The 17869-nt window shown below is 72.3% G+C and carries 16 protein-coding genes and 1 riboswitch; of the genes, 6 read left to right on the top strand and 10 right to left on the bottom strand.

Annotated features, from left to right (window positions below; genetic code table 11):
- Nucleotides 1-68: 68 nt before the first annotated feature.
- Together ACIHFE_RS25775 and ACIHFE_RS25780 are read left to right on the top strand one after the other, a co-directional pair.
- Nucleotides 69-1499 carry an MFS transporter gene (locus ACIHFE_RS25775; protein ID WP_400110072.1) on the top strand — a complete coding sequence of 477 codons (1431 nt, stop codon included), beginning with the start codon at nucleotides 69-71 and terminating at the stop codon, nucleotides 1497-1499.
- A 40-nt stretch (nucleotides 1500-1539) separates the two neighbouring features.
- The gene (locus ACIHFE_RS25780; protein ID WP_400110074.1) at nucleotides 1540-2007 is read left to right on the top strand and encodes a MarR family winged helix-turn-helix transcriptional regulator; all 468 of its coding nucleotides are present in this window, start codon (nucleotides 1540-1542) and stop codon (nucleotides 2005-2007) included.
- A 17-nt stretch (nucleotides 2008-2024) separates the two neighbouring features.
- Here ACIHFE_RS25780 and ACIHFE_RS25785 read toward each other — a convergent pair whose 3' ends face one another.
- Nucleotides 2025-2423 (bottom strand): cupin domain-containing protein, encoded by a 399-nt coding sequence (locus ACIHFE_RS25785; RefSeq protein ID WP_400110076.1) that lies wholly within the window; start codon nucleotides 2421-2423, stop codon nucleotides 2025-2027.
- A gap of 51 nt (nucleotides 2424-2474) precedes the next feature.
- Between ACIHFE_RS25785 and ACIHFE_RS25790 the strand changes: the two genes are divergently transcribed.
- On the top strand, nucleotides 2475-3464 hold the full coding sequence (locus tag ACIHFE_RS25790) for a helix-turn-helix domain-containing protein (protein ID WP_400110078.1): 990 nt from the start codon (nucleotides 2475-2477) through the stop codon (nucleotides 3462-3464).
- Between the two features lie 94 nt (nucleotides 3465-3558).
- Here ACIHFE_RS25790 and ACIHFE_RS25795 read toward each other — a convergent pair whose 3' ends face one another.
- Nucleotides 3559-4545 (bottom strand): NAD-dependent epimerase/dehydratase family protein, encoded by a 987-nt coding sequence (locus tag ACIHFE_RS25795; RefSeq protein WP_400110080.1) that lies wholly within the window; start codon nucleotides 4543-4545, stop codon nucleotides 3559-3561.
- A 535-nt stretch (nucleotides 4546-5080) separates the two neighbouring features.
- Between ACIHFE_RS25795 and ACIHFE_RS25800 the strand changes: the two genes are divergently transcribed.
- A complete protein-coding gene (locus ACIHFE_RS25800) occupies nucleotides 5081-5860 on the top strand; it encodes a hypothetical protein (protein ID WP_400110082.1) in 780 nt (259 codons plus the stop codon).
- An 89-nt stretch (nucleotides 5861-5949) separates the two neighbouring features.
- Here the strand turns inward: ACIHFE_RS25800 and ACIHFE_RS25805 are convergent, their stop codons facing one another.
- The 6 genes from ACIHFE_RS25805 to ACIHFE_RS25830 form a co-directional block, all read right to left on the bottom strand.
- Nucleotides 5950-6186 carry a hypothetical protein gene (locus ACIHFE_RS25805; RefSeq protein ID WP_400110083.1) on the bottom strand — a complete coding sequence of 79 codons (237 nt, stop codon included), beginning with the start codon at nucleotides 6184-6186 and terminating at the stop codon, nucleotides 5950-5952.
- 73 nt (nucleotides 6187-6259) lie between these two features.
- The gene (locus tag ACIHFE_RS25810) at nucleotides 6260-7792 is read right to left on the bottom strand and encodes an MFS transporter (protein ID WP_400110085.1); all 1533 of its coding nucleotides are present in this window, start codon (nucleotides 7790-7792) and stop codon (nucleotides 6260-6262) included.
- A gap of 273 nt (nucleotides 7793-8065) precedes the next feature.
- Entirely contained in the window at nucleotides 8066-8215 is a 150-nt protein-coding gene (locus tag ACIHFE_RS25815) for a hypothetical protein (protein ID WP_400110087.1), read from the bottom strand.
- Nucleotides 8216-8270: 55 nt separating this feature from the next.
- Nucleotides 8271-10325: an FUSC family protein gene (locus tag ACIHFE_RS25820; RefSeq protein WP_400110089.1), complete on the bottom strand. Its 2055-nt coding sequence runs from the start codon at nucleotides 10323-10325 to the stop codon at nucleotides 8271-8273.
- Between the two features lie 365 nt (nucleotides 10326-10690).
- Nucleotides 10691-13210, bottom strand: coding sequence for a phosphatidylglycerol lysyltransferase domain-containing protein (locus ACIHFE_RS25825; RefSeq protein WP_400110090.1), 2520 nt, complete (start codon nucleotides 13208-13210; stop codon nucleotides 10691-10693).
- Complete coding sequence (locus ACIHFE_RS25830) at nucleotides 13207-14532, bottom strand: alpha/beta hydrolase (RefSeq protein WP_400110092.1); 1326 nt, start codon at nucleotides 14530-14532, stop codon at nucleotides 13207-13209. The genes ACIHFE_RS25825 and ACIHFE_RS25830 overlap by 4 nt, the downstream gene beginning before the upstream one ends.
- A gap of 169 nt (nucleotides 14533-14701) precedes the next feature.
- Between ACIHFE_RS25830 and ACIHFE_RS25835 the strand changes: the two genes are divergently transcribed.
- Complete coding sequence (locus ACIHFE_RS25835; protein ID WP_400110094.1) at nucleotides 14702-15091, top strand: YchJ family protein; 390 nt, start codon at nucleotides 14702-14704, stop codon at nucleotides 15089-15091.
- Here ACIHFE_RS25835 and ACIHFE_RS25840 read toward each other — a convergent pair.
- Nucleotides 15084-15557 carry a C40 family peptidase gene (locus ACIHFE_RS25840; RefSeq protein WP_400110096.1) on the bottom strand — a complete coding sequence of 158 codons (474 nt, stop codon included), beginning with the start codon at nucleotides 15555-15557 and terminating at the stop codon, nucleotides 15084-15086. The genes ACIHFE_RS25835 and ACIHFE_RS25840 overlap by 8 nt on opposite strands.
- Nucleotides 15558-15564: 7 nt before the next feature.
- Nucleotides 15565-15741, bottom strand: a riboswitch (cyclic di-AMP (ydaO/yuaA leader).
- Between the two features lie 388 nt (nucleotides 15742-16129).
- On the opposite strand from ACIHFE_RS25840, the gene ACIHFE_RS25845 reads away from it, so the two are divergent.
- A complete protein-coding gene (locus tag ACIHFE_RS25845) occupies nucleotides 16130-17041 on the top strand; it encodes a carbohydrate-binding protein (protein WP_400110098.1) in 912 nt (303 codons plus the stop codon).
- Between the two features lie 34 nt (nucleotides 17042-17075).
- Here ACIHFE_RS25845 and ACIHFE_RS25850 read toward each other — a convergent pair whose 3' ends face one another.
- The gene (locus tag ACIHFE_RS25850) at nucleotides 17076-17810 is read right to left on the bottom strand and encodes a 2OG-Fe dioxygenase family protein (protein ID WP_400110100.1); all 735 of its coding nucleotides are present in this window, start codon (nucleotides 17808-17810) and stop codon (nucleotides 17076-17078) included.
- Nucleotides 17811-17869 lie beyond the last annotated feature (59 nt).

Raw genomic sequence — 17869 nt, forward strand, 5'->3', positions numbered from 1 at the left:
CATATGTGAGCGTCCAAGAAATGCAGGCAATCTTGCAAGGCTTCCTGTTTAACAGTTAGCCTTCCTTTATGGGGTTTCTTTCGCAAGGCACAGGAGAAGAAGAGACATCATCCGGCGGAGCGTCCCCACCGACGGGACCGGGCGATGGCTTCGGCGCCCGGTTTGTGGCCCCGGTGGTGATCGGCTCCATGCTCAACCCGGTCAACTCCACGATGATCTCCACCGCTCTGGTGCCCATCGGCCGGTCCTTCCAGGCCGGCGCCTCGGCCACCGTCTGGCTGATCGCCGGGCTGTATATGGCCAGTTCGGTGGCCCAGCCGGCCATGGGCCGGGTGGCCGACCGGCTGGGCGCCCGGCGGGTCTACCTGGCCGGACTGGTCATGGTGGGCCTGGCCGGCGCCGCCGGACTGCTGGCCCGCTCGCTGGGCGAGCTGATCGCCGTCCGGGTACTGATAGGCATCGGCACCTCGGCCGCCCACCCGGCCGCCATGGCCATGATCCGCGCCCAGTCGGTCCGGCTGGGAGGCGAGACGCCGGGCCGGGTGCTGGGCGCGCTGACCATCGCCGGGCTCTCCAGCGCCGCCCTCGGCCCGGTACTGGGCGGGCTGCTGGTGGGGCTGGCCGGCTGGCGGGCGGTCTTCGGGGTGAACCTGCCACTGGCGGCCACCGGACTGGCCCTCACCCTGCTCTGGCTGCCCAAGGATGAACCCAGGCGCGCGGAACCCGGCCGGGGCGGCACCTGGACCGCGTTGGATCCACTGGGCCTGCTGCTGTTCACCGGCGCCCTGCTCCCGGTGATGTTCTTTCTGATGCGGCTGCGTCAACACCCTTGGCCGCTGGCGGCGTTGGGTGCCGTGCTGACCGTGGCCCTGATTCTCTGGGAGCGCCGGGCCCGGCAGCCGTTCATCGATGTGCGGATGCTGGCCGCCAACGGTCCGTTGGTACGCACCTATCTGCGCTGCGGGGCCACCTACCTGGTCATCTACTGCATCCTCTATGGCTACACCCAGTGGCTGGAGGAGGCACGCGCCTACTCGGCCCTGGCCACCGGGATGCTGATGCTGCCCATGTGCGCGATGGCGGCGCTGTGTTCGGGGATGGTGGCCCGACGGCGCGGAGTGCGGCGCCCACTGCTGGCGGGGACGGCCGCCATGGTGGCGGCCTCGGCGGCGCTCGCCTTCACCGGGCCGGGCACGCCCGTCTGGCTGCTGGTGGCCATCGGCCTGGTCTTCGGCCTGCCCAATGGGCTGAATTCGGTGGGCAACCAGGCGGCGATGTACGCCCAGACGCCGGCCGAGCAGACCGGCACCGCCGCCGGGCTCTTCCGCACCGCCCAGTACCTCGGCGCCATCGCCTCATCCAGCCTGATCGGACTGCTCTACGGGCAGCGGGCGAGCACCGGCGGACTGCACACCATCGCGATCGCACTGAGCGCGCTGGCCACGGTCCTGCTGCTGGCCACGCTGGCCGACCGGGGCCTGGCCCGGGACGGGGGATGACGGCGCGATGGGCGCTCCGCTTGGAAGGTACCCTTTCCATGTGAGGCCCCAAGAGCAACAACCCGCCGTTTCCGCCGACCAGACGGACCTGGGCGAGGCCGCATCCAAACTGCGCGCGCTGTCCGGTCAGTTGACCCGTCGGCTGCGCGCGGCCTCCGAAGGGGACGGGGTGACCATGTCCCAGGCCGCCGTCCTCAGCAGGCTCAACCGCCAGGGCCCGGCCACCACGGTGGAACTGGCCCGCGCGGAGCGGGTGCGCCCGCAGTCCATGGGGGCCACGCTCAGCGCCCTGGAGGAGGCCGGGCTGGTACAGCGCTCGCCCCACCCCAGCGACCGCCGCCAGATGATCATGTCTCTCACCGAACAGGGACACCGCAAGATCGCGGAAGGCCGGCGGATCAAGGAGAGCTGGATCGTGCAGGCGCTGCGCGACCAGTTGGACGACCGGGAGCGGGCGGTCGTGATCGAGGCGATCGAGCTGCTGGGGCGGCTCACCGAGGACAACTGAGGTCCATACCCGACGGGCTACAGGGCGTGCCCCGTCGTGGCGTCCACATGGTCCGGCACCTCATCGTGCCGGTCCCCCACCGTCAGGGTGCCCCTGGGCTCGAACAACAGCAGTTGGGCCCCCTCGGCCGAGGACGGCTTGTGCTCGGTCCCGCGCGGGACGACAAAGACCGAGCCCTTGGTCAGCACCACCTCCCGCTCCTCGCCCCGCTCCCGCAGCGCGATCCGCAGCTCCCCCGCCAGCACCAGGAAGAACTCGTCCGTGTTCTCGTGCACATGCCAGATGTGCTCCCCCGCCACCTTGGCCAGCCGCACATCGTAGTCGTTCACCCGGGTGACGATGCGCGGGCTCCACAGTGCGTCAAAGCTGTCCAGAGCGGCCCGCAGGTTCACCGGTTCATTGCCTTCGTTGATCATGCGGCCATCCTCGCCCTGGCCGGGCGCCCGCGACAGTGCTAGGAATCGCATATGCCGCAAGGATCCTCGCAACCAGCCGCCGCCCGCCCGCACCGGGTGGCCATGATCGTGGACGAGGGTTCCAACCCCTTCGAACTGGGCGTGGCCACCGAGCTGTTCGGGCTGCGCCGCCCCGAACTGGGGCGGGAGTGGTACGACTTCACCCTCTGCTCGGCCACCCCCTCGATACGGATGCACTCCGGGTTCTTCACCCTCTCCGGGGTGGCCGGCCTGGAAGCGGTGGACACCGCGGACACCGTGATCGCCCCCAACCGCCCGGACCCGCTGGCGGCGCCGGAACCGGCCGTGCTGGACGCGGTGGCGCGCGCCGCCCGGCGCGGCGCGCGGATGATGAGCTTCTGCAGTGGCGCCTTCGTCCTGGCCGCGGCCGGCGTCCTGGACGGCCGGCGGGCCACCACCCACTGGCGGTGGAGCGAGGAGTTCGCCGAGCGCTATCCCAGGGTCCGGCTGGAGCCGGATGTGCTGTTCGTGGACGACGGCACGGTGCTCACCGCGGCGGGCAGCGCGGCGGCACTCGACCTCGGCCTGTATGTGATCAGCCGGGACCACGGTGCGGAGGTGGCCAATGCGGTCAGCCGCCGGCTGGTCTTCGCCGCCCATCGCGACGGCGGCCAGCGGCAGTTCGTGGAACAGCCGCTTCCGGTGCTGCCGGACACCTCGCTGGCGCCGGTGCTGGACTGGGCCCGGCAGCGGCTGGACCAGCCGCTGGGGGTCGGCGAGCTGGCGGCGCGGGCGGCGGTCAGCCCGGCCACCCTGCACCGCCGCTTCCGCACCGAGCTGGGCACCACCCCGCTGGCCTGGCTGACCACCGAACGGACCGTGCTGGCCCGCCGGTTGATCGAGCTCGGTGAGCTGCCGCTGGACGCGGTGGCCCGGGCCAGCGGCCTGGGGACCGCCGCCAACCTCCGGACCCAGCTGCGCCGCCGTACCGGGCTGAGCCCCTCCGCCTACCGCCAGCGGTTCGGCCGGGGCGCCCCATAAGGGGCGCGGGACGGCTGCGTCATGCGGCACCGCCGCGTGGGCGCGACCAGCCACAAGCAGCCCGCACCCAACGATCCAGACCCCGGCGGAGCGCCTACGCTCCGCGCAGAATTGCCGCTTCCACCTCCGGGTCCAGCCCCACCGCAGGCCGGTCCGTGCGCTGCGGCGGCGGTCCGTCCAGCCCCCGCAGCCACTGCCAGGTGTCGGCCACCGTCTCCCCGACCGGACGGCAACGCAGCCCGGCGGCCAGCGCCTTGTCCACGCTGCCGCCGTGGATGGTGTCGTGCAGTTCGCCCGGCGGCAGCCAGACCGGCAGGTCGGTCCAGGGCTGGACGCCGGCCGCGAGCACGCTCTCCGGGTCCGTCCAGCACAGTTCGGCGTCCGAGCCGGTGACCTCGGCGCAGGCCCGCAGCAGCTCGCCCATGGTGGAGTGCCCGGGCGGGCCGACCAGGTTGTAGGGGCCACCCAGCCCCCGCTCGGCCGCGTCCAGTGTCCAGGTGGCCAGGTCACGGACGTCGATGTACTGGATGCCGCTGTTCTCGGGGCCGGGTGCCAGCACCTTGCCGCCGCGTGCCATGCGCAGCAGCCACCAGGGCAGGCGCCCGATGTTCTCCCATGGGCCGAGGATCAGCCCGGCCCGCACCAGCAGGGCCCGGTCGCCGAAGGACTCCTCCGCGGCCAGTTCCCCGCCCCGCTTGGCCTGGGCGTACTCCACTTCGCCCAGGTCGGGGGCGGCGTCCACCAGCGGCGCGTGCTCGGTCTGGTCCGTGGGCCCGGGGTCGCGGTAGACGGAGCGGCTGGAGACATAGACATAGCGGCCCGCCCGTCCGGCCAGCAGCCTGGCCGCCGCCCGCACCGCGGAGGGCGCGCCGGACCAGGTGTCGACGACCAGGTCCCACTCCCCCGTTTCCAGCGCGGCCAGTCCGCCGGCCTCCAGCCGGTCGCCGTGCAACGCTGTGACACCGGGCGGCGGTTGATGCCGCCCCCGGTGAAAGACCGTCACCTGCCAGTCGCGCGCCAGCGCCTCATCCGTGAGGGCGCGGCCGACGAATTCCGTTCCGCCCAGTATCAACAGCTTCATAGGATCGATCTTGCGTGTTGTGAAGCGGGTTGGGAACGGCCGCATGCTCTGGGCGTAATTCCATGGACCCTGCTGCTGTCCGGGGCGGACCGGCGGGCGGCACCCGTCGACCGGCTGGCGGCGGACCTGCGGATCCGGCGCGAACCCGGCGCACCACCCGAGCGGGTCTGGGTGGCCGGGGTGGGGACCGGGATCCGCATTCCCTTCTCCAACCACCTGCGGAACGTGGCGCGTCAAGCCGCCCGGGTGGGCGCGGAGATCGCCCGGCTGTGAGACGGGGCGTGCGGCTGGCGGGATCCGGTTCTTGCCGGGGCGGGGGCCGGGCGTTGGATACTGCCTGAGTCGGAGGAGATGACCCATGGCGATGGTGCGGACGCGACACGGCAGCGGGGGGCTCAATCTTCCCCGGACGGCCACCGGATTCGACCAGGTCTTTCACGCACTACGGGCCAGGAAGCCGCGGCGGGCACCGGAATTGCCGGGTGAGCCGCGCTGGCGCAGCGAGTATGTGGCCCCTGAATTCACTGGCCCCCGGGTGACATTGCAGGAATTCGGATACGCCTCGCGGGAGCTGTGGCGGGCGTCCGGCAGGATCGATGACACGGCACTGGTGGGACCGTTCCGGATGCTGACCGAGGAAGGGCTGGACTGTCTGGCCGAGGTGTGCGACCGGCTGGAACCGGCCGCGGGCGACAGCGGGTTCATCGCCACCCGGCGGCTGCGCAGTGCGGATCTGATGTCGCCGTTCATCAACAACATGATCCGGGACCGGTCCTTTCTGCTGGCCTGTTCCCGGCTGGTGGGCGTGCCGCTCATTCCGCATCCGCTGCGGATTCCCACCGCGCAGATCAACTACTTCGAGAGCCAGAGCCGTCCGGAGATCGTGCGCTGGCATCGCGACGGCATGGACTATGTGTTTACGGTCCAGCTGAGCGGGTTCGACGAGTACGAGGGCGGGCGTTTCCTCTATTTCCAGGGCCGCACCGGGGAGTTCGAGGACGTACAGGAAGGCGATGCCCGCATCATGGAGGCCCCTTGCGGGGAACGCGGGGCATCGCTGTTCCTGCACGGCAGCCGGATCTTCCATGCGGTCACCCCGGTGACCAAGGGGCGGCGGGTGACCCTGGTGATTTCCCTGTTCTGCCCCTATTTCGCGGGGCGGGACTCCAATACCTTCTGGCATCTGGCCGGGGACGACGGGGTGTTGGCCACGCTGCCGTGCTGGGTGCGGCTGAAGTGGCCGGTGCGGGATGTGGCGATGGACTTCAGTATGCGGGCGGCCAGTCCGGTGATCACTTGGGAGGATCTGCGGTAGGGCGCGGCGCGCCGCCGGTTCTGGCCGGCCGGAGGGCGGGCCCGACCCTTCGGGGTGCGGTTCCGCCCACTGGGCGAGGGCCCGTCGGCTCAGGCTCCGCGCAGGAATCCATCCCCATGACTGGCGATATGGGCCTCCAGTGCGGAGAGGGCGGCCTGGGTGGCCTCCGCCGATCCACCGCCCCGCCGCTCGGCGTAGTACGCCGCACCGAGCTTCTTCAGCAGATCGTTGCCGGCGCGCTGCTGCTGCACCTCATCCACCTTCTGCTTGCCCTGGTTCAGGGCGTTCTGGGCCTGCTCCTTGGCCCGGTCGAGAAAGCCTGCCATGACTGCCTCCGATCGTTTCCAGGGCATCACTTCCCTCCTCCGCATCACGCATGCTTATGACGGACGGCCAATCTCAGTGCCCACCCGTCACCCGGAAACCCCGCGGCACCAGCCACACCGCCAGCACCGTGACGGCGGCCACCATCCCCGCCGAGACACATGAGCTTGTGGTCAGGGCGGAGTCAAAGGCCCGGCGGGCGGTGGCCAGGATCTGGTGGCCGGTGGTGCCGCCCGTCCGGTCGGCGATCTCCACGGCGCCGCCCACCGAGCCCTGGGCGGTGGTCAAGTCGCCGCCGGACAGCGGCAGTCCGGTCATCCGGTCGGTGAAGACGGCGCCGTGGATGCTGCCCAGCAGGGCGACGCCCAGGCCCACGCCCAGTTCGTAACAGGTCTCGGAGACCGCTCCGGCCTGGCCCGCCCGTTGGGGCGGCACCGAGGACACCAGCACGGAGGCCGAGGCGGTGACCGCCAGGCCGTCGCCCAGGCCCAGCAGGGCCAGCACCACGGCGACCACCGGGTAGCCGGTGGGCTGGGGGGTCAGGGCGAGCAGCAGGAAGCCCGCGGCCAGGGCGCTCAGGCCCACCGCGAGCACGGTGCGTACCCCCGCGTGGTGCATCGCCCAGGGCGAGGCGAGCGCGCCGGCCAGCGTGGCCAGCGCGGACGGCAGGGTGCGCAGGCCCGCCTGGGAGGGCGAGTAGCCATGGACGTACTGCAGCCACAGGGAGAGCAGGAACAGCGCGGCGCCGATGGCCAGCATCGCCAGCAGGGTGGCCAGGGCCGCAGCCAGGAACGGGCCGTGGCCGAAGAGGCGTACGTCCAGCAGCGGGTCCGCCAGGCCGAGTTGGCGGCGGGCGAACAGGGCCAGCAGCAGTACGCCCAGCAGCAGCGCGGCCAGGTCCTCCGGTGCCGTGCCGCCCTTGGCGATGTGTTTGATGCCCCAGGCCAGGGCGACGACGCCGACGATGGACAGGCCGGCACCCGGCCAGTCCAGCCCGCCGGCCTGCGGGGCCCGGTACTCCGGCAGCAGCCGTAGCCCCACCACGACCGTGACCACCACCACGGGTACGTTCACCCAGAACGCGGCCGCCCAGCCGAAGCGTTCCACCAGTACCCCGCCAACTAGTGGCCCCACACAGGCGCCGGCGCCGGCCACCGCGGCCCAGATGCCGATGGCCAGGGCGCGTTCCCTGGCGTCGGTGAAGATATTGCGGATCAGGGAGAGGGTGGAGGGCATCACCATGGCACCGCCGATGCCCAGCAGCACCCGGCCGCTGATCAGCTGCCAGGAGCTGTGCGCGGTGGCGGCCAGCACCGAGGCCACCCCGAAGAGGACGAAGCCGCCCAGGAACAGCAGCTTGCGGCCATAGCGGTCGCTGAGCGCTCCGCTGGTGACCAGCAGTCCGCCGAGCACCAGACCGTAGATGTCGATGATCCACAGCTGTTCCAGCGGGCCGGGGCGCAGGTCCTTGATCAGCGAGGGGAGGGCGACATTGAGGATGGTGGCGTCCATGGCCACCAGCAGCAGGCTGGCGCACAGCACGGCAAGCATGGCCCACCGGCTCGCCGGGGCGGGCGCCTCCGGGGAAGGGGAGGAGGTCGGCGCCATGGGGTCACCCCCTTCGAGTGCCGATTGCCCCAGTATGGGCGGAATCGTGGCCCGGGGTGCAACCGGGGACGATGCCTCGGCTGATTTTCCGGCGCCGGGCACGGACGGCGGTTCCTGGCCCGGCGGGGGACTGGCATGGCGCGCAGCCGTGCCCGGTGCCCGTGGTCCGGCCGGGTCTGGCGGGCCTGCCGGCCATCGGGTCCGCCGGGTCCACCGTCCGGGGCTCGGCGAGCCGGCACTGTCTCAGGTACTCCCGGTATCCGGCGCCCGTCGTCAGGCCGGGCCCGCCGGGTCTACCGGGTCCACCGGATCCACCGGATCCACCGGATCCACCGGGTCCACCGGATCCACCGGGTCCACCGGATCCACCGGGTCCACCGGGTCCACCGGGTCCACCGGATCCACGGGGTCCACGGGATCCACGGGGTCCACGGGATCCGCGGAGCCCACCGGGCACGGCCCGTGAGTCCGGCGCACATCACGGCCCGTGAGTCCGGCGCACATCATGGACCACCCCCGTGAGCCACGCCTCCGCATCGGCCACCGCCAGGATCCGGCCCGGGCCGGGGTCCTGTCGTCGGACCTCGCAGAGCGCGTCCGGCAGCGGGGCGGCGCCGGGGTCGGGTGCGGGATGGCCGGCGCGCAGTGCCTGGGACAGTTCCCGGCAGGCGGCGGCGACCCGGTCGGCCAGGGCGGTCAGTGGCCCGGCGGCCGGTGGCGGCAGCGGGGTGCCCGTCCGGTGCCGTTCCAGCAGTGATTCGGCGCCGATGACCAGGTGATAGCCGACGGCCATGGCGGGGCCCCAGTCCGGTTCCGGGGCCGGGTGCCGCTGGTGTTCGGTGCGGTACTGGAGGTAGCAGGTCTCCGCGAGCAGCAGGGCGCGGTGGGCCGGCTCCAGGGGGTCGGGCGTACCGGCCCGGCCCTGGCACAGCAGGGCGGTCACCGTGCGGCAGGCCGTGGCGCTCTCGGCGATGAAGTCGGAGGTGGCGCACCGGAGTTGGCCGTGTCCGCCGCGCGGCCAGGCCAGCAGGCCGGCCAGGGCGCCGATGGAGCCGCCGATCAGCACATCGACCAACCGGACTTCGGGCAGGTGCCAGTTGGGCACCGCGAGCTGGCTGAAGACCAGCAGGAAGGCGAGGGTGAGCACCAGTTGGGTCCAGGCCGGCCCCAGCCGTCCGGCCAGGGCGAAGCCCACCAGGATGACCACGGGCGTGGCGGCCGCGTAGAAGACGGGGACATCGCCGACGGTGTAGAGCAGTGCGGCCGAGAGTGCGGCGCCGGCCATCGTGCCCAGGAAGGCGGGGCCCAGGGCGCTGCGGGTGTCCGCCGCCGAGGTGCGCATCAGGCTCAGGGTGGCCAGCAGCGTCCAGAAGCCGTGAGCCAGGGCCAGTTCACCGACGACCAGCCGGGCCACGGCCAGGGCGACGGCCAGCCGGACGGCGTTCTGCAGCAGCACCGAGTGCGGGGTGAGGTGCAGGCGCAGCCGTTCCCACCAGCGCGTCCAGGCGGGGGTGGCGGCGTAGCGGAAGGGTTCTCGCGCCTGCCGGCCGGATCCGCCGACGGCCAGCCGGGCGGCCTCGGTGGCCAGCCAGGCGCTCTCCGCCGCCGCGCGGACCACCGCGTCGGTGCGCAGCCGCTCCACCGTGGCGGCGGGCAGCTCCATGGCCCGTGTCGCGTCGAATTCCTCGATGGCGTCGGCGAGTTGGCGGATTTCGACGGACGGGGCGGCGGTGTGCAGGGCGTGGGCCGCGGACCGCAGGGTGGCGGCGGCCCGGTGCAGCAGTTCGGTGGCGGCGGGGCCGGGCGGTTCGGCCGTGGTGGACAGCCGCTCCAGCTGGCTGTACAGGTGCCGTAGCGCCTCACGGGTGTGATTGAGCGCCCGGTCGCGCACCGAGGGGGAGGTGGGGCGCTCGGCGGGCGGCATCCGGGAGAGCCGGGCCGCCTCCAGGGCGGGGCGGGCGGCGGCCGGCCCGCTGCCCGCCTCGGCGCACTCCGCCAGGGCCTCGGCCGCCGCCGCCAGCACCACCCGGAAGGGGACGGGCGGCGGCTGGGGCCGGATGAACCGTTCGGCCAGGACGGTCAGCAGGATGCCGGTGCACAGTCCGGCCAGCCGGGCGCCGAGGGTCTGCGGGGCGTAGGGCGGGAAGCAGGGCAGCACGTAGTACAGCTGGAAGGCGATGGACAGGGCGGCCAGCCGGGGGCCGAAGGCGGCGCCGAAGGACACCAGGAAGCCGACCAGCAGCATGCCGAGGGCTGCCGCCCAGGAACGCACCGCCAGCAGGGTGCCGGCGGTGACCAGGAACGTTCCCACCGGCAGCGCGGCCAGCAGAGTCCGGGTGCGCTCCCGGGCACTGCCCGGAACCTCGCAGAACAGCACCAACGGGAGGGCACCGAACATGGCGTACAGGGCCGTCACCGGCCGGTGGAACCCGTAGAGCAGCACATAGAACCCAGTGCATCCGGCCATGACGGCCCAGACGGCGCGCCGCGGGGCGGACGGGCCGCGGGGCGGGGGCGGCGGCCGGGGCGTCATGGCGGCTCCACCCTTGACCAGGCCACGGGCTGCGGCAAGCGGGGTTCCGCCGGTTGGGGGTGCTGTGGCGGCAGGCGGCAGGCGGATGGGCTGCCCCGGATGGTGGCGCGCTTCAGCCGGCCTGCCCTCGCGGGCCGCGCCACACCCTGATCACGAGTCGGTCGGGACAGCCGGGCCGCCGGCCTCGTGCAGCTGGCCGACAACGCGCACAACAGCCACCGGCCGCTCGTCGGCCGGCTGCGGCCGTCCGCCGCCGGCCACATGCTTTCCGATTGCGGGGCCCGGCCGCGTGCTGGTGCGCGCGCGATGGCCGAGTCGATGGCGACCGCTCACGCCAAGTCCTGGGCGGCGCTCGATTGACGGCCTCAGCCCGAGAACTGCCGCATCAGCCGCACCCATTGAGCCGCCGTCAGATGGGGCAGATAAGCCTTGCCGATGGCCCGGGTGATCGCCGGCAGTGCCGCGGGATCGGGGTAGGTCATATACAGCGGGTGATACTCCGGCTGGAACTTGGCCTTGAAGTTCAGCAGGGAGCGGAAGCCATAGACCGGTTCCAGCATTTTGCCCGCATAGTCCAGCATCCGTTGCAGCGTGGCCGGCGGGCGTTGGGTGGCGGTGCGGGCCAGGGGGGCGCCGGAGAGGCTGAGGAAGCGGGCGTTCTCCTCCTTGAAGCCCAGGGCGGCGGAGGCGATCAGGAACTCCATCACCCCGCGGAAGCCATCGGTGCGCCGGCGCATGAAGTCCAGGGTCCAGCCGACCGGTTGGCCCGCCTCATGGACCGGCATCCAGCTGGTGATGCCGTGCACCGTCTGCTCGGCGTCCACGGCGATCAGACAGCGCACCGCGGGGTCGTCGAGTTCGTCGAGTCCGCCGAGGGTGAAGCCCATCTCGGGCAGTCCCTTGTCGGCGACCCACTCCTCGGAGATGGACCGCACCTGGTCGGTGAGGGCCACCGGCGCGTCGGGGAAGGACCACCACTCGGCGACGATCCCCTCTTTGCGGGCCTTGTTGAGCGCGGTGCGCACGTCCTGCCACTTCTTGCCGGTGAAGGCCAGGCCCGGCAGCGGTACCACGGCCTCCTCGGCCACCTGGACCGAGCGCCAGCCCAACTCCTCGGCGGTGGCCCGGGTTTGTCCGGTCACGCTGTAGAAGCAGGGGGTCCAGCCGCGTTCGTCGCAGTGGCGGGCGAATCCGGCCACCGCGGGCGCCCGTGCCTCCGGGGCGCCGAAGGGGTCGCCGGTGGTCAGTGCCACGGTGGCGATCACCCGGTAGGCCACGGCGGCCCGCCCGGCGGGGTCGGACCAGTAGTAGTTGCCGTCCCAGGTGGTCAGGTAGGCGAGATTCGATCCGCCGTGGCGGACCAGCAGTTCGCGGGCCCGGACCGCCGCGTCGGCGTCGGTGTGCAGCCGGGGCCGCCGGAAGGTGACCAGCAGGGCGGCCAGAGTCACCGCCCAGAACAGCAGCCCGCAGTACTGGTAGAGAATCTGGGCGGTGCCGCCCACCGGCACCGGCCAGTCGGCGAAGTAGCCCAGGAAGGCGGGCGGCAGGAACTCCGAGACCAGGCCGGCGGCCAGCCGGGGCAGGGTGGCCCGAGGATCGTACTGGTCGCGCACCGCATAGCCGATGCCCACCGAGGCGGCGCAGGCCAGCAGGAGCGCGCCGCCCGTCACCAGCGCCAGGCCGCGCAGCGCCGGGCGCGGCAGCAGCAGCGGAAAGCGGGCCCGGGTGACCAGCAGGAGCACCAGCACCAGGACCGGCAGCAGCATCTGTTCGGCCAGGGCCTGGAGATAGCCGGTGTGTTCGGCGGGGGCGGTGATGTAGTCCGCGGGTGAGCCCAGGAAGTCGTGCAGCCACTCGGCGAACAGTGCCATCCAGGCCAGTTGCACCAGCACGGCCAGGGCCCAGGCCAGCCGCAGGCCGCGGCGCAGCCCTTCGGCGAGGACGAGCAGCAGCACGGGGACCAGTACGGCCAGCACGGTGGCGGGCGAGTGGTAGAAGTTCTGCACCGCGTGCACGGCGTGGCAGAACCGGGCGGAGACGGCGCAGGAGTCGCGGACCTCCGCGGCGGTGGGCTGGACGCTGACATACAGGTCGCTGAAGGAGTTCAGGGGCCCATCGGCGTCCTTGTAGAGGATGGCCACCATGGGCCCGATGGCGGAGGCGGCGACCACCAGGGCCACCAGCACCCGGGCCTCGGTGTGCGAGGCGGGCCGCAGCCGCAGCGGTCCCCGCCGGCGGTACAGCACGGCCCCGCCGATCAGGCCCACCGCGGCACCGCCCAGTCGCAGGACGCCCTGGAGGTGGCCGACATAGAGGGCCATCACCAGGGCGAAGGCAATGACGCCCAGCCGCATCCGGCGGCGCCACAGGGCGGAGAGCCGGTAGCTGAGCGCGGCGCCCACCGCCAGCGCGCCCACGCTGGGGGTGACGGTCAGGTCCCCGGTGAGGCTGTCCAGCCACTGCTCGCCCGCCACCGAGCCGAGCTGGACGGCGCCGACGCCCAGCAGGGTGCCCAGGATCTGCCCGCCCAGCAGGGTGCCGGCGGTGCGGGCCACGCCCAGGCGCCGTTCGGAGGGCACCACCAGCAGCAGGACCAGGGCGGTGGCGCCCAGATAGCCGCCGAGGCCCGGGCACCACAGCAGGGAGCTGGCCGGTGTCCACCAGCGGCCCTCGGCCAGCGCGGGCACTCCCACCGCGATGCGCTCCATCCGGCGCGGGCCAGGACCGGAGCCTATGCTTCCGGTGACCGCGCCGACGATCCACAGCACCGCCAGGAATGCCAGGGTGAAGGGGGCGTGCCGGATGGGGACCCGCAGCCGGTCCAGGGTGGTGCGCCAGGCTGTGCGGCTGTCACCGACCCTGGGCGCGGGTGCCGGTGCGCTCATGGGGTCAGCCCCGTCTGCCGGGCGATCCAGGGGAGCTGTCGCTCCAGGCCGGGCCGCCAGACCTGCCAGCTGTGGCCGCCGGGCAGCAGCACCCACTCGGCGCGCATCCCGGCCCGTACCGCGGCCTCGTACACCTTGCGCTGCTGCGGCCGGTAGGTGTGGTCGCCGCTGCCCGCGACAAAGGCGGCGCTGGTGTCCGGAAAGCGCTGACGGGCCATCACATCAAGCGGGTTGACCCGGGCGAAGGCGGCGGTGTCACCGCCGAAGGCGGCCCGGACGGTCTTGGCGGGGTTGCCCAGGGTCGGGGTGTCCTGGCCGGAGATGTCGTTGATCACCCCGTACACCTGTGGTGCGTTGACGCCCAGCTGGAGGGAGCAGGTGCCGCCGAAGGAGACGCCGGAGACGGTCCAGGCGGTGCGGGCGGTGGCCACCTGGAGATGGGCATGGATCCAGTCGGGGACATCGGTGGCCAGATAGGTCTGCACCTGGCCCAGCCGGGAGTCCATACAGAGGGTGTTGGCGAACTGGGAGCCCAGCGGGTCCACGACCACCACCACCGGCGCCAGCCCCCGGTGCCCGGCGGCGAAGGAGTTCATCATCGCCACCAGGCGGCCGGAGTTGATCCAGTCATCGGGCGAGCCCGGCTGACCGGCCATCAGCACGATCACCGGCAGCAGCGGGCGGGGGCTGGAGCGGTAGGCGGGCGGCAGATAGACATAGGCGTCCCGGGCCCTGAACCCCGAACGGGCCCCGGGGATGGGCGTCCTGGATATGGTGCCGTCCCCGGGAAGACCGGGCGGCGGCCGCCAGACGTCCGAAATCGCCTTGCCGGGCGGGACGTTGAGCGTGGGCGCGGTGGTTCCGGTGGCCTCGGTGAGCCGAGTGGTCTTCTGCAGCCAGGTGTTGAGGGCGGAACGCGCGGTGGGGTACTGGTCGAAGTGCCGGTTGACCTGGGAGGCGCCCAGCAGGACGACCAGCAGTCCGGCGAGCGCGGCCGGGGCCCAGTAGCGGGGGCGCAGCAAGGGGATCCGGAACAGGGCCAGGCAGATGCCCAGCACGGCGACGCCCGTCCAGAGCACCACATCGAGGGGCAGCGGGTCGGGGAAGGGCTGGATCCAGTCATCGACGGCGGTGCGCAGCAGCCAGGTGAGCAGGGCGGCGAGCAGGACCGCCACCGGGCCCCAGCGGGTGAGCCAGCTGCGGCGCCGCGAGAACAGCAGCGCCACCAGGGCGCCCAGGCCCAGCACCAGGATGGTGAGCGGGATCCAGCCGCTCACCAGGGACCAGTCCAGCGGGCCCGCTGCGAGAGGTGTCCGTCGCACCACGCCCCCAGGGGAGTAGGGCGAACGGGTCGCGCTGCTTTGAGCTACGGCCTCATGGCGGGGCCGGATGGGCGTACCGCGCCATCTACCCGTTCACCGCTAAATGCTACGGACCGGGGCGAAAGCGGCAACTCGGGAGTGCGGAGCAGCCGGCAGGCACAATCATGGGGTGACCCTGAACGACTCCGCCCCTTGCCCCTGCGGCCGTGCCGCCACCTATGGAGAGTGCTGCGGCCCCCTGCACCGGGGGCAGCGGCACGCCGCCACCGCCGAGCGCCTGATGCGCTCCCGCTACAGCGCCTTTGTCCTGCGTGACGCGGGATATCTGCTGCGCTCCTGGCACTCCGGCACCCGCCCGCCGGCCATCGACTTCGATCCCGGCATCCGCTGGACCGGGCTGGACATCCTCGCCACCGAGGGCGGCACGGCCTTCCACAACGAGGGGACGGTGGAGTTCCGCGCCCGCTACCGGGCGCAGGGGCACGAGGATGACCAGCATGAGCTGAGCCGGTTCGTCCGGGAGGACGGGAACTGGGTCTACCTGGACGCGGTCACCTGACCCGGCCGTACCAGACGCTATTGGTCCAGATCTTCTCCAGGCGGACCGACTTCCCGGTGCCGGGGGCGTGCCAGATCCGGCCGCCGCCGGCGTAGATGCCCACGTGGTACACATAGCTGCCGGAGTGGAAGAACACCAGGTCACCCGGCGTGCGGGCGCCGGCCGACAGGTGCCGGGTGGCGTTGTACTGGTCGGCGGCCACCCGGGGCAGCTTCTTGCCGGCCTTCTTGAAGGAGTAGAGGGTCAGGCCCGAGCAGTCGAAGCGGTACGGGCCGGTGGCGCCCCACTGGTAGGGGGAGCCCTTCTTGGCGGCCGCCACCTTCAGCGCCTTGGCGGCGGGGGTCGCCGCCTGGGCGTCGGCTGCCATTCCCGGCAGGAGGACCGAGGCCGCGACCGTGGCGGCGGTGAGGGCCGATGCGGTGGAGGCCCGGGAGACCAACTTGGGTATTCGAGGCAACGCAGACATGCCGAAGCAACCCTTCGTCATCCGCCTGCGAAAGATGACCTGTCGGGTTCGGGCTGGCGAAGTTGCCCGGCCACACTGTGGCTTCACCCCTAGAACCACCGCCTTCGTGGTTCGTCTTGCCTGGGTCTCCCGCTCCTGCCGATCCGCGAACTCGATTCCGTATCCGGAGCGGCGGCAGGACTCGGCGTCCGCCCGGATCGACCCGCCTCGGTGACGGGTGCTGTTGTTCGGTGGACGATCCTGCACCATCAACGGGCGGATTTCAGAGCCGAACTGGCTGTCTGTGAGGTTCTTCACGTCCAGCGGAACCTGTTTTCCGCCCTGCTTTCCGCCCTGGTGGGGGCCTGTTCCACCGGGTCCGGCGCGGGTGGTTCGCGCTGTTGGGCGAGCGTCCGGCGGCTTGAACCAGACTGCGCCTGACTGCTTCAAGTGCGGGCCGTCGGTGGCTGGTCACGCAGTTCCCCGCGCCCCCGAGCGGCGCCCCGCTCTTGACCCGCACCCACCTGTCATGGACATTGCGACTGTTGGTCCGGACCAACCCCCCACCGAAATCTCTCGTCCGGAGGAGTCGGATGAACAGACACCGGCCCGTCCTGCTCGGCCTGTTGCTGCTGGCGCTCGCCGCCCTGGGCGTCACCCCGGCCGCCGCGCAGCGCCCCAACGCCGCCGGCCCCGATCCCGATGCCCCGCACCGGGGCGTGGTCACCACCACCCGTCCCACCGTCCACTCCCCCGGCCGGGACCGAGCGGTACGCGCCTTCGCGGACGGGCGCCGCGCCCGGCGCGGGCAACTCGCCCGGCGGCCCGCCGCCGAGCTCACCCACAACTGGTGGGGCGTCTTCCCCCAGCCGGGCACCCATGACGGCCTGCTGGCCACCCACACCGTGGACCCCTCCTACCGGGTCTCCAACGCGGACAACTTCACCTACGCCCCCACCACCAAGGCCCAGAACTCCTGTATGGAGGTGGTCACCGCCTACTGGAACAGCGGCGACGAGATATGGGCCTGGGACTGGTGCAGTTCGCCCGGCGGCCCGGCCAGAACCCTGCCGGTCGACTCCGACTTCCTGGCGAAGTACACCACCCAGAGCGGCGGACACCCGGCCTACACCGTGCAGTTGGTGCGCGACGACGCCTCGGCCAACACCTGGTCCTCCTACCTGTACAACTACCGCACCGCCGGCTGGGATCTGCTGTTCCGGCAGTCCGGAGCCGACCAGAGCGGGCTGGACCATGGCTGGGACATGTTCGAGATCTACGCCGGCGTCGACCCGGCCACCGGCACCGGCTACTACTGCACCGAGGCCCGGAACACCGTCTTCGACAGCAGCGCCATCCAGCTGCATCACAACGGCAGTTGGCAGCCCGCCAGCCCGGCCGACTCGCCATGGACCGAGACCGCTCCCGACGGCGGCGCCTTCCTCTGCCCGCAGCTGAGGTTCCTCCAGGCCGGCGAGGACGACCACTGGACCGTCCGGCAGTGATTCCCAGGGGGTGCCCCTGGGGGCACCCCCGCCCTCACTCCCCCTCGGCCCCCGGGAAGAAGTCGACCAGCAGCATGTCGCGCACTCCCCGGCGCACCCCGGGGGCCGGCCGCACCGGTGTGACGCCATGCAGCACCCGCCGGTCGTCCAGCACAATGCTCTCCCACGGCCGCTCCAGCACCGCCCGGTGCAGCGGTGTGCGGCGCAGGTCGTAGAGGGTGGACTCGGCGCCCCGCACATCCCGGCGGCCGATCAGCACCTGGGCCACATAGCTGTGCCCGTCCTGGTGGACGCCCTCGGGCGCCGGGTGTCCCACGGCGTCCGAGGTGGCCACCACCCGTATCTGGTGCACCCCACAGGTGTCGATGCCGGCCCGGGGCCCGGGCAGCCGGTCGAGGAGGGTACGGACCACGGTGCGCAGCACCGCGCCGGAGGCCGGGCCGGCGTCCAGCGGGGCGAACAGGCGGTCCACCCCGCCATGCACCCGGTTGACACCGCGGTCCTGGAAGAAGGGCCGGTGCGGCAGCGGTTCCAGCCCGCCGGGCCGGATGCGGAACCTGCTGTAGCGGCGGAAGCGGTAGGGCTCCGGGGCGTCCAGGTGGGCATCGGCGGGCAGCTGCTCCCAGGAGGCGGTGAACGCGGCGACCTCGGCGGTGGGCAGCCGGGCCAGTGCGGCGGTCAGCACCCCGGCGTCGACATGGGCGAACGCGGGCCGTTCCCGGCCGGCCGGGCGTCTGGTGGGCACATCGAGCGATACGGGATGCAACATGGCCTCCTCACCTGGTGGCAGCCCGAGTTGGGCACCGCTTCCGGCGTCGAGCCTACGCA

Origin of the sequence: Streptomyces sp. NPDC052396 (assembly GCF_044593195.1) — a bacterium.
In the GTDB taxonomy this organism is placed as follows: Bacteria; Actinomycetota; Actinomycetes; order Streptomycetales; family Streptomycetaceae; genus Streptomyces.